The organism is Streptomyces sp. CBMA291, assembly GCF_014596525.1.
Taxonomy (GTDB): domain Bacteria; phylum Actinomycetota; class Actinomycetes; order Streptomycetales; family Streptomycetaceae; genus Streptomyces.
The window spans coordinates 144,252-156,292 of the sequence record NZ_MSJP01000083.1 but is presented as its reverse complement, the minus strand read 5'-3'; the positions used below and the strand labels follow the sequence as shown (position 1 = coordinate 156,292).

Here is a 12,041-nt window from a genome sequence, read left to right as displayed (position 1 = left end):
TGACGCCCGGCTACGGCACCCGGCGATGACGTCCAGCCATGGCACCCGGCCACGACGTGCGGCCACGAGGTCCAGCCACGCCACCCGGCGATGACGTGTCCGACCGATGGCGTCCGACCTATGGCGTCCGCAGGTGGTCGGCCCAGGCGCGGGCCGCCGTCACGGTGCGGTCCAGGCCGTCCATGCCGTACGCCTGCCAGGCCTCCCAGGAGCGGGCGTCGGCCTCGGCGAGGACGGCCACCGCCGCTCGGGGCGCCTGGGCGAAGGCGGGGACGCGGGCGCACCAGCGGGCGGCCTGTTCGGGGGTCTGCTCGCCGTCCAGGACGAGGCGTTGGCCCCACAGGACGGTGTCCACCCAGCCGGGTCCCCGGGCCGCCCAGGCCCAGTCGATGAGCCAGGTCCTGCCGGTGCCGGGCAGGAAGTTGGTGGCCGCGGGGTCGCCGTGCACGAGCCGGTCGCCGGTGAGGAGCGGTTCGTCGGCGGGGTCGCAGTAGTCCCGCCACCGTTCCCATGCCGCCTTCAGCCCGGCTCCGGGTGGCGCGGGCGTGGTGCTCAGCTCCCGTAGGACGTCGGTGACGGATTCCAGATGGGGGCTGTCGTCCGCGTCGAAGTCGGCCCACGGCGAGGTGACGGCGATGCCCTCGAAGGCGAGGACCGTCCAGCCGTCGACCGCCGTGCGCCACAGCAGACGGGGCGCGAAGCCGGGCAGGAACGGCGCGACCCCGCTCTCCACGTCCAGTTCGGCCATCCGCTCGTGGCCCTCGGGCAGCCCCTTGACGAAGGTCTTCCCGCCGTCGGGCCCGGACAGCAAGGCGGCGAAGCCCGAACCGGTCCCGTGGGTCACGTCGACGACGGACCGGCCCTCCCCGACCCGCTCGGCGACGGCGCGCCGTACGGCGTCGGGCAGTTGCCCGTAGGCGCGCGGGGTGACACGCATGGCCGGTCAGCTCCGGGGATTCCGCGGGTCGTTCGGCGGAAACGGCGGGTTCTTGTCGGGCCGCGTCGGCGGATCGGTCGTGGGGCGGCCCGCCGGGGGCTTGGTCAGCGGACGAGGCGGGGGCCGATGGGCCACGAGAGCGCTCACGGGCGGGATGTTACCGGCCGGGCGGGACGGACCGGGGACGGTGGCGCCCGGCGGTCCGGCCCGCTTTCTCGTACGCAAGGGGGCTGGACCGCCGGGCTGCCCGCGCGAACGGTGCCGTCCGTACGGTCAGACGGTGAAGGCGCCCGTGCTCACACCGGTGACGAAGGCGGACCAGGCGTGGTGTGAGGTGAGGAAGGCGGGGCCGTTGTCCTGCTTGGAGTCACGGGTGGCGACGGCGTGGTGCGGGGCGAGGTGGGCGACCTCGACGCAGCTGTTGCCGTTGCCGCCGCTGTAGGAGGACTTGAACCAGGCGTCGGCGGGGGCGAGGTCCAGGGAGTGGAGCTTGATCAGCTCCTCGTACTGCTCGCGCATGACCTCCCGTGAGCCGACGACGCGACGGAGAGCAGCCTCGTCCAGCACGACACGGAACTCGACCGGACTCTCCCGGGTCAGGATCTCGCGGCGCTCCATGCGCAGCTCGATGCCCTGCATGATGTCCTCGGTGGTCAGCTCGTCCACGGGCTTGTGGGTGGCGAAGAGGACCTCCTTGCGTACCTGGGTGAGCTGCTTGCCGAGTTGCATTCTTCGGACTGTCGGCCCGATGGGCGCCGCCACGTGCTGTCCTCCCGTGTCGTGGAGTCGGTCGGATCCTTCCCAGGGCTCGACCGACTCAGGCAGCCGTACGCCTCTCGAACTTTTCATCGACCACCATCCGGGCCCCGTCTCCGGAGGGATGTCCAAGGAAGACGCCCGCTGGCCGGCGCGGATCCGCCGGATCCTCCGCACCCACCTCACGTACTGGGGCTGCCTTCATCTGGCGGACACCGCCGAACTGCTCGCCACCGAGCTGCTGACCAACGCCTTCCGGCATGCGAACGCCCCGAGGATCGGCGTACGGGTCCGCTGTCAGGGCCGTTTTCTCTGCATCGAAGTGGACGACGGCTGCCCCGGCGAGAAGACGCCCGTTGCCCGGCGCGCGGCCCTCGACGCGGAGGACGGCCGAGGGCTGTTCCTCCTCGACGCCCTGGCCGACGACTGGGGAAGGGTCCGCGCGACGACCTGGTGCCATCTCTCCCTGGCCGAAGCTCCTTCGGAGGAGGAGCCCGCTCCTGTGGCGACCGCGCCGCAGGCCCGGCACGAGGCGGCGTTACGGCTTCCGTCCGGCGATGCCGCCCCGGAGCCCTGCCGCCTCGCGGACCGTACGCGACCCGCCCTGCGGGACTGGCCCGGCGACCTGGACGCCACCGCCGACGTGACGCACATCCTCGTCCGCAACGCCCTGGAACACGGGATCGTGCCGGGAGTGAAGGGCCAGGAGATCGCTGTCCGCCTCCGGGTCGCCGAAACGGAGGGGCTGCTCATCGAAGTCTCCGATCCGAACCCGGAGTTCCCCGGCTTCGGCGAGGCGGACGAACGCGGTCAGGGGCGGGGCGGGCTGTGGGACGTGAAGCGCCTCGGGGCCGCTCTCACCTGGTTCCCCGACCTGGAAGGCGGCGGCAAGACGGTACGGGCCACCTTGCGGCCGGGGCGAACGGCCCCGGAGCGGTGAACCGCTCTCACGGGCAGCCCGTTCGGGGCAAGGTCACGACACTGGGGCCGACGGGCACCGACGCCCAGGCGGAGGCCGCGCGTCACTTCGCGGAGGTTTTCCTTGAAGGCTCCTTCGAGAGCGCGATGCGGGCTGCCTTCCGTACCGGCACCCACGCGCTGGTGGCGGCCGGTTTCGTCGAGCGGTCCGGTGAGCGTGTGACCGACCTCTGGGTGAACCTGCACTTCCGGCACCTCGCTCGCATGCGGATCGTCGGCGTGTGGGAAAGTCCGACGAAGCCGATGTGCGTGGCCACCGGCCCCAGCCTCTCCGGCCTCACGGACGCGCGGGCGGACGTGCCGTCGAACGCGCCGTCGGTCGCGCGGTCGGTCGCGCTCCACCCGGCGACGGAGGTGTTCACCGAGCGGTTCACTCCTCAGGCGGAGCGCCAGTACGTGGACGCCAAGCCGCTCGCCGTCCAGCGAGTCGTCGACGGCATGGCGGACAGCTGTGTCGGATCCCTGGACGTCGTCGAGCGTCACCCGACGCTGACGGTGTGCGAAGTGCTCCGTCCGTCCATGGTCTGGATCCTCTACCGACCCTTTCCCCAGCGCGAGTTACCTCATCCATGAACCCCCGCGAACCATGTCAAACCGCTGCTACCGTCAGGCGCCTGACAGCCCCGGCGCGCGAGCGGCGTACCGGGTCCGCGTCCACTCCGGGAGCATCCCCATGAAGGTTCTGATCACCGGCGGCGCCGGATTCATCGGCTCGACCATCGCCTCGGCCTGCCTCGACGACGGCATCGACGTCGTCGTCCTGGACGATCTGGCGACCGGCCGCAGCGAGTTCGTGGAGGGCCGCACCTGGTACCGGGGCGACATCGCCGACGGCGACCTGATCGACCGGATCTTCACCGAGCACCCCGACATCGACGCCACCATCGGCTGCGCCGCGAAGATCGTCGTCCCCGAGTCCGTCGCCCAACCGCTGTACTACTACACGGAGAACGTCTCCAAGGGCCTTGCACTGCTCGGCCACCTGATCCGCAACGGCTGCGAGCGGTTCCTCTTCTCCTCCTCCGCCGCGATCTACCAGGCCGGACAGGGCATCACCGAGTCGGCGCCGCTCGCCCCGACGAGTCCGTACGCCCGCACGAAGGCGCACTTCGAGAACGCCCTGGAGGACGTCGCCACAGGAACCCCCCTGCGCGCGGTCTCCCTCCGGTACTTCAATCCGATCGGCTGTGATCCCAAGCTCCGCTCCGGACTCCAGATCACCCGCCCCACCCACGCCCTCGGCGTCATGATCGACGCCTTCCACGCCGGGCGGCCCTTCCCGGTCACCGGCACCGACTGGGAGACCAGGGACGGCACCGGCATCCGCGACTACGTCCACGTCCACGACCTCGCCAGCGCCCACATCGCGGCGGTCCGCCGCTTCGACACCATCACCTCGAACGACCCGGAAGGACCCGCGCCCTACCGCGCCGTCAACCTCGGCTCGGGCACCGGAACCACCGTGCTCGAACTGATCAAGGCGTTCGAGAACGTCACCGGCAAGCCGCTCGCCACCGAGACCACCGGACGACGCCCCGGCGACAACGCGGGCGCCTACCCCGACATCACCCTCGCCAGGGAACTCCTCGGCTGGGAACCGGCCCTCGGCATCGAACAGGGCATCTCCGACTCCCTCGCCTGGTACGCCCGGCGCCCTCTCGTCCTCACCGAAGGAAGCGACGCATGACCCCTTCGCCCTTACGGGGCGCATCTCCGGCGACGAGGATCCTCGTCGCCGGGTACGGCGCCCTGACCTCCGGGATCCTGCCGCACCTGGCCGCTCTGCCGGACGCGGCCGTCACCCTCGCGAGCCGGCATCTCGCGGTCTCCCCGCACCCCTCGGTCACGCTCGTCCGTCCCGACGACGCCGACCGGACCCGGCCCGATGTGATCGTCGGCTGCTTCGCCGACGACGTCCACAGCCGGGCCTTCCGGGAGGGGCCCCCTGTCGCCGCCGTCCTCACGGACCACCGCCCCGCGTGCGTCGAACTGTCGACCGTCAGCCCCACCTGGGCCGAGGAGTGGCACCACCTTCTCCGGGAGCACGACGCGGTGCCCGTCGAGAGCCCTGTCACCGGCAGCTGCCCCGGGACCGGTATGAAGGCCACCGACCTGCCCGCGCTCCTGGCTCACCTGCGCGTCGCGTTCGCCGCGACCGATGACATGTCCGTCGCCCTGTCCGGCTCCCTGGCGCGTGGCGACTTCCGTACCGACGAGGACGGAACGATCGTCTCCGACCTCATCCCCGTCGTCGCCCGCGCCACCGACGTTCCCGGTGCTCGCCGACGGATCGCCCCGGTCCTCCGGGACGTCGCCGAGCGGTTCGCGATCGACGCCACCGCCGCGATCACCTTGCTCTCCGCGTACCGGAACGCTCCCGGCGCCGGGTACGTCACCGGCATGGCGGGCCGCCCCTTCCTCGTCGACCCGCTGCGCCTCGGACTCGCACCGCGACCTGCCGCGCCCCGCCCCGCCGCGCATCTGCCGTGGCTCGTCCAGCCCGTCGCTTACTACCTGGCCAAGGCCACTCACGAGACCCCGTACGTCAACCTCGCCAAGGCCCGGACCGCCGCCCTCCGGCTCGTCCGCCACCTGGGAATCGACGACCCCGACGCTCTATGCGATCTTCCGCGCACCGTGCGGGAGGTGTGCGACCGGCGCGAGATCCCCGTTCTGCCCTCCGTCGCCGCCTATCTGAACGCCCCCACCGATCCCGGCCGGTTCCAGACCGTCCGCGACCTGGTGTTCATGGAGAACCAGGGCATCCCCTTTTCCGATTCCGCGCTGACCGCACCAGGCGGCAGGCTGCCCAAGGAGGCTGTGAATGAATGAATTCGCCTGGCAAGAGCACGCCGAGCGGCACGCGGAGCGGGTCGCGGACCCCGACTCCCGGTGGTTCGCCCCGGTGGCGCGTACCGCTCGGCACGCGCTCGTGCCCCGCTGGTGGGAGGCCGACGGCGAGGGGCGGTGGGCGCTGCGGGACGGGCCCGCCGACCCGGTCGGCTGGGCCGAAGCCGCCTACTCCGACCGGTCGTTGGTCACCCGCGTCGGGCCCCTGCACGCCGATCACGCAAGGCCCGGCGACCGGCCCGAGGGGCTGCCCACCTCGTCCGCGACGATGCCGAGCCTGATCGTACGGATGCTGCGGCACGCCCGGCTCGGCGACGGCCTCTCCGTGCTCGATCTGGGCACCGGGGCGGGCGGGCTCACCGCGTACGCCTGCCGACGGCTCGGGGAGCGCTGTGTGACGAGCCTGGACGTCGACTCGTATCTGGTGGAGGCGGCGCGGGAGCGGCTCGCCCGGATGGGGCTCGCGCCTCGGATGGTCACGGCGGACGCCACCGGCCACATCCCCGGAACGTACGACCGGATCGTGTCCACGGTCGGGCTCCCCGCCGGTCCCGCGCTGCGCCCGGTGGTGGCCGCGCTGAAGCCCGGCGGGCGGCTGACGACCACCCTCGGGCGGACCTGCCTGATCGTCACCGGATGGAAGCTGAAGGACGGTGCGGTGTCGGGTGTCGTCGAACGGGACATGGCCGGGTTCATGCCCGCCCGCTCCGGTGCCGACTACCCGCCCGCCCTCGCCAGGCTGTTGGCCCATGCCCGCACGGCGGACGGGGAGGAGCGGACCACCGGCCGCTACCCGGTGCTGAACCTGGCCGAGGCGTGGGAGCTGCGTTCCCTGCTGGAGGTCGTCTCGCCCGGTGTCGAGTGCGCCTACGAGGCCGACGGGCGTGCTCGTACCGCCTTGCTGGCACACCCCGACGGGTCGTGGGCCCGCGCTTTTGCCGAGTGGACCGATCCGCCGGAGGTCCACCAGGGCGGCCCCCGGCGTCTCTGGGCGAAGCTGGAAAGCCTCCGGCACCGGCTCAACGCGGAAGGCGTGCTGCCACTGCTCGGGGCGCGGGCCCTCGTCACCCCCGACGGGGTCGTCCACCTCTCCCGGGGGAACTGGCGCGGAACCCTCGGCGCCCCGTGAGGGCTGACCTCATTTCCGTACGGGTCCGATACGTCTCCCGTACGCGGGCGAGCAGCACGAGCAGGCAGGCGCAGGCGCAGGCGGCCGCGCAGGCGAAGGAGCGGACGGCGGTGAGCAGGCCGGTCGTCGCGGCGAGGAGGCCGACGCCGATCACGGGGGAGGCCGACTCGCAGGCAGACGATCACATGGAAGCCGGAGAAGGCGTCCGCGCGGCGCTCCGCCGGGGCCGCCTGTTTGACCGACGTGAGGCCGCCGAGGAACACCAGGCCCTGGCCTACGCCTGCGAGGACGGTCGCGGCGAGCAGGAGCGCCCCCGAGGAGACCGTGCCCGCGAGGGCCGGCGGGGCGAGGGCCGCCGCCGGTACCAGCAGCGCGATCCCCAGCGCGAAGGGCAGGACCCGGGGCGCCGGGGCGTACTCGGCGAGCAGCCGGGCCAGTACGGACCCGAGCCCCAGGCCGCTCACGGACGTCACGGTGGAGACGAGCGCCGCTCGCCGCCGGTCGCCGGACGGTTCGAGTGCGATCGAGGCGGGATCCCCGACAAGGGGCTCCTTTCTCTGTCTCCGCGCCCCTGGTGTCGTCATCGGCGTCGCGAATGGCGCCTTTCCGTGAATATCTTCGATATCACGAGAAATCCGTAGACGCTTTTCGGGATCCTGCGTGTTTGCGAACTGGAACGCGACTCTCGTCTGTCGTCGCGCACCGGCGGGTTCGCACACAATGGCGCCCTCGGTGCACTGCTCCGCCGCCACGGATCGGCACTTTGAGGTCATATCCTATTGAAGCGAGAGTTCCATGAAATCTGAAAAGATGCGGCTTTTGGGTCGTATCGCGGGAACGGTCCTGGGAGTGACCGTTTGCGCCCTGCTGGCGACCAGTCTGGCGGCCGGCGGGCCGTCTCCCGACCCGGTCCCGGACGTTCGGGCCATCGAGCCCGCGGGGCTCGGCGCCGGCGCCGGCGACTTCCACCTCCTCGATGCCCAGTGGACCACCGCGCACATTCACGAGAAGGGAGTCGTCGGAGCCGTCGACACGGGGCTGGTGGTGACCTACCTCGCCCCCAAGGGGCGCAACCCCTACAGCACGAAGGACTGGATCGGGATCTACCCGAAGGGGAAGCTGAACAAGTCCGACCGGATCGACTGGGACTGGGTCTGCCCGAACGAGGAGTCCCGCTGCCTCGCCGCCGGTGCCGCCGCCGTGCCCGCGGGTGACAACGGCATGCGGTCCGGCCAGACCTACACCGTCGCCTACTGGCTCGACGGCATGGAGGAAAGTGCCGGCAGCCCTGCCGCGACGATCGAGTACGTGGTGCCGTGGTAGCCCTGCCGCGCGCCGCCCGGCGCGCCCTGTGCCGGGTCCTCGCGCTCGCCCTGCCGCTGCTGCTCCTGGGTGCGACCCTGGAGCGTCCGGCATACGCGGCCAATGAGCACTCCGACTACGTGACGAAGTACAAGCATGTCGTCCAGCACATGCGCAACGCCCTCAGCGCGGGCCCTTTCGAGGGTTCCGAGAACGAGGCGGGTCCTTCCAACGCGCCGAGAGAACTGTACGCGGACGGCCAGATACGGGTTCCCATCGGGACGCTCGGGTACCGTGACGAGAACGTCGAGTTGGTCATCGACAGGTCGAATGTCTATGTGCTCGGATTCTATCAACCCGAACGGAATAGATACTTTCCTTTCAATGACTCCGCCCCGGTCGATTTCTCGCTCTTCGAGACTCGCCCGGCGATCACGAGGCTCCCCTTCAGCAGTCAATATCGCAGTATGGGTTTCACCTCCCTGGATGTAACAGTCAGTGAAGTCGGACTGGCCGGGGCCGTGTCCACCCTGGCCGAAGCCCGGGAAGGTGAAGTCCTCAACTACTTGGGCAGCAGCCTTGCGACCATCATCGTGGGCGTCGTGGAGGCAGTCCGCAACAGGGCCATCGAACAGCCCATGGAGATCGCCCTGGCCAGCGGGCAGTCATGGTCGGCTCAGGTGTGGGCCAAGGTTATTCGTGCCTGGAGTCATATGTCGGAGGCGTTCCGTAGGGGCGAGGGCTACGACGTAACCATCGGTGGTCGTACGGGACCCTGGAGCAGGACCGGCATCGGACTGCGTCTGGCTCTTCTCGCGCGTCCCAAAACCTCGAACCCCCGCACGACCCAGTGGAGCATCCGCAACCTCTCCCTGCCGATGCCGTCCGCAGGCTGGCCGGTGGCTCAGATCCAGAGTCAGGCGACCGGGGGCTGCCTGGATCTGAACATGTCCACCGGCGGCATCACCCAGTGGGACTGCCACAGCGGCACCAACCAGTTGTGGCAGTTGAAGTCGGTCGACGACGGCTCGATGGAGCTGGTCTCCCAGGCCAGCGGCAAGTGCGTGGACCTGAACCGGTCCACGGGCGAGATCGCCCAGTGGGACTGCAACGGCGGGCTCAACCAGAGGTGGATCTCCGAGTACGCCCAGTTCAGCAGCAAGTACAACGGGCTGTGCCTGGACCCGGCCGGTTCGGGCAACGGGGCGAAGCTGAGGCTTGCCGTCTGTGCCGACCCGGACGACGACACCACCGGTGACGCGGGGGACCCGTTCGACAGCGCCGTCGACGACCGTAAGCCGAAGCCCGCGGTGCAGGGTGCGCAGTCGCAGTGCCGACCCGACGGCATGACCGTCACGGCGGGAGTGGACGCGCGGTACTGCGACGTGTACGACACCGATGGCCGGGAGTGGCTGGGTGGCGCCGGACACGACAAGCGCGTGGTCGGATACTTCACCGGCTGGCGCACCGGCGCCAAGGGGGATCCCCGCTATCTGGTGAAGAACATTCCCTGGTCGAAGGTCACCCACGTCAACTACGCGTTCGCAGGAATCGTCGACAACAAGATCTCCATAGGCAACACGGAGGACTCCGGCAATCCGGCGACCGGAATGACCTGGACCGGGGTGACGGGTGCGGAAATGGATCCGTCACTGCCGTACCGGGGGCACTTCAACCAGCTGGCCACGTACAAGAAGCGGCATCCGCAGGTGAAGGTACTGATGTCGGTGGGCGGATGGGCCGACACCAAGGGCTTCTACACGATGGCCACCAACGCCGACGGCTCGGTCAACCAGGCAGGCATCGACACCTTCGCGGACTCGGTGGTCGGCTTCCTCGACCGCTACAAGGACGCGTTCGACGGCATCGACATCGACTACGAGTACCCCACCGCCCTCCCGAAGACGGGCAACCCCTCGGACTGGAACGTCTCCGACGCACGCCGCAAGGGGCTCGCGGCGGGGAACACCGCGCTGATGAAGACGCTGCGCGCCAGACTCGACAAGGCCGGCACCGACCGGAGCCGCTACTACCTCCTCACCTCCGCCGCCTCCGCCTCGGGACACCTGGTGCGCGGCTACGACGCCGGACAAGCCCTGCGGTACCAGGACTTCGTCAACGTGATGTCGTACGACCTGCACGGATCGTGGAACAACTTCGTCGGCCCGCAAGCCCCCCTGTACGACGACGGGAAGGACAACGAACTCTCGGCCGCGGGGATCTACGACACGGCCAGGAACCCCGAGTTCGACAAGACCGGGTACTTCAACGTCGACTGGGCGTACCACTACTACCGAGCCGCCCTGCCGCCCAGCCGGATCAACCTCGGCATCCCCTACTACACCCGGGGCTGGCAGAACGTGACCGGAGGCACCGACGGCCTGTGGGGGACCTCCGCCCTCGCGGACCAGAACCAGTGCCAGCCGGGTACGGGTCCCCAGTCCGGCGCGGCCAACGCGCAGGCGTGCGGCAACGGCGCGGTCGGCATCGACAACATCTGGCACGACCTCGGCGGTGCCGGCCAGGAAGTCGCATCCGGCTCCAGCCCGCTCTGGCACGCCAAGAACCTCCAGAACAACATCACCCCCGGCTATCTGGGCTCGTACGGCGTGGACCCCTCCACGGCGGACGGCCGGCTCAAGGGCACCTACGTGGAGAAGTACGACGCGACACTGAAGGCGTCGTGGTTGTGGAACGCGGAGAAGAAGGTGTTCCTCTCGACGGAGAACGACGCCTCCATCGACGCCAAGACCCAGTACGTCAGGGACAACGGCATCGGCGGTGTCATGATGTGGGAGCTGGCGGGCGACTACACCAAGCGCGTCGACGGCCAGTACGGCATGGGCTACGACGTCACCACCCGTGTCGACAACGCCCTGCGCTCCACGGGCGGGGCGAAGGCCGACCGTACCGGCGTCACACGGTTGCCGGACCAGGTGGTCGACGTGAAGACCGAACTGGTCGACTTCCCCACCGACGTCGCGAACATGTGGCCGATTCAGCCCACGCTGAGGATCACCAACAACACCAAGACCGCCCTCGTGCAGGGCACGCAAGTCTCCTTCGACCTGCCCACCTCCACCTCGCCGCTGGTCAAGGACGCTGCCTGGCAGAAGCTCGACGGCCTCGCCCCCGGCCGCCTCGGCCCCAACGCCGGCGGACTGAAGGCGGACTTCCACCGGCTGACGATCACCCTCCAGTACTGCCAGGACATCGCCCCCGGCAAGAGTCTGGACATCCCCGTCAAGTACTACCTTCCGATCACCGGCCCCACCAACACCATCATCAAGATCAACGGGAAGGAGTACGGCACCACCGGTGACCAGCGCCGCGGCACCAGCACGGTCGAACCGTCCGCCGGGAACGGCACGGCCTGCAAGGCACCCCAGTGGAACTCCGGCCGCAAGGGCGACAAGGCACGCCCCTACAGCCCCAACGGCGGCCGCATCTGGACCCTGTGGGACAAGGGCAACTCCCTCTTCCAGGTCCAGAACAACTCCGGGACCACCGTCCTGGACCACTTCACCGGCACCGACACCCCCGGCCTGTGGGCCGGTCTGGACAACGACAACCAGAAATGGGGCGTTCTCAAGGTCGGGGCGAAGGGCGGATACGTCATCGCCAACCAGGGCAAGTGCCTGACCTCCGGCGGCATCGCCGGTGAAGCCACGCTGAAACCCTGCGACTTCGCCAGCGACGCCCAGTCCTGGCAGCTCATGGCCACCGACCCGGCCACCGGGGCCAGTACGGGACCGGCGGCTCCGGCCCACGGCAAGGCCTACCGGCTACAGTCCATGACCGGAGTCGTCGCCGAGACCCCCGTCGGCGATGTCAGCCAGGGAGTCCACGTCATGAACGGCGACGAGAACGGGGCAACCGCGTCCACCGTCTGGTGGAGCGGCTCCTACTGGCGCGCCTCCTACTGGACCACCGGCGAACCCGGCCAGGATCCCGCCTGGGTGAGAATCGCCGCCAAGTCCTGATCCGCACCGGGAGACGAGAGCGAACCGGGGCCTCGACGCGGACGACACCGCGCCGAGGCCCCGACCGCCCGAGTCCGGGCCCCGCCCCAAACCGGCCGCCCGATTC

General features: G+C 70.0%; 9 protein-coding genes. 7 read left to right on the top strand and 2 right to left on the bottom strand.

From position 1 onward, the window contains the following. Positions 1 to 118 precede the first annotated feature (118 nt). Both BU197_RS20330 and BU197_RS30615 read right to left on the bottom strand, forming a co-directional pair. Positions 119 to 937 carry an aminoglycoside phosphotransferase gene (locus BU197_RS20330; RefSeq protein WP_188269703.1) on the bottom strand — a complete coding sequence of 273 codons (819 nt, stop codon included), beginning with the start codon at positions 935 to 937 and terminating at the stop codon, positions 119 to 121. A gap of 273 nt (positions 938 to 1,210) precedes the next feature. Then, positions 1,211 to 1,666, bottom strand: coding sequence for a DUF397 domain-containing protein (locus BU197_RS30615; protein ID WP_223183244.1), 456 nt, complete (start codon positions 1,664 to 1,666; stop codon positions 1,211 to 1,213). 151 nt (positions 1,667 to 1,817) lie between these two features. Between BU197_RS30615 and BU197_RS20320 the strand changes: the two genes are divergently transcribed. The 7 genes from BU197_RS20320 (at position 1,818) to BU197_RS20290 (ending at position 11,935) form a co-directional block, all read left to right on the top strand. After that, the gene (locus BU197_RS20320; protein WP_223183243.1) at positions 1,818 to 2,633 is read left to right on the top strand and encodes an ATP-binding protein; all 816 of its coding nucleotides are present in this window, start codon (positions 1,818 to 1,820) and stop codon (positions 2,631 to 2,633) included. Next, positions 2,630 to 3,244: a hypothetical protein gene (locus tag BU197_RS20315; RefSeq protein WP_188269701.1), complete on the top strand. Its 615-nt coding sequence runs from the start codon at positions 2,630 to 2,632 to the stop codon at positions 3,242 to 3,244. The genes BU197_RS20320 and BU197_RS20315 overlap by 4 nt, the downstream gene beginning before the upstream one ends. Positions 3,245 to 3,344: 100 nt before the next feature. Continuing rightward, positions 3,345 to 4,358, top strand: a complete 1,014-nt coding sequence (gene galE / locus BU197_RS20310) for a UDP-glucose 4-epimerase GalE (RefSeq protein WP_188269700.1) — start codon at positions 3,345 to 3,347, stop codon at positions 4,356 to 4,358. Next, positions 4,355 to 5,503 carry a hypothetical protein gene (locus BU197_RS20305; RefSeq protein ID WP_188269699.1) on the top strand — a complete coding sequence of 383 codons (1,149 nt, stop codon included), beginning with the start codon at positions 4,355 to 4,357 and terminating at the stop codon, positions 5,501 to 5,503. The genes galE and BU197_RS20305 overlap by 4 nt, the downstream gene beginning before the upstream one ends. Beyond that, positions 5,496 to 6,650: a methyltransferase domain-containing protein gene (locus BU197_RS20300; RefSeq protein ID WP_188269698.1), complete on the top strand. Its 1,155-nt coding sequence runs from the start codon at positions 5,496 to 5,498 to the stop codon at positions 6,648 to 6,650. Before BU197_RS20305 ends, BU197_RS20300 begins: the two co-directional genes overlap by 8 nt. 849 nt (positions 6,651 to 7,499) lie before the next feature. Then, on the top strand, positions 7,500 to 7,973 hold the full coding sequence (locus BU197_RS20295) for a hypothetical protein (RefSeq protein ID WP_188269697.1): 474 nt from the start codon (positions 7,500 to 7,502) through the stop codon (positions 7,971 to 7,973). Beyond that, complete coding sequence (locus BU197_RS20290) at positions 7,967 to 11,935, top strand: glycosyl hydrolase family 18 protein (protein WP_188269696.1); 3,969 nt, start codon at positions 7,967 to 7,969, stop codon at positions 11,933 to 11,935. Before BU197_RS20295 ends, BU197_RS20290 begins: the two co-directional genes overlap by 7 nt. Positions 11,936 to 12,041: the final 106 nt, after the last annotated feature.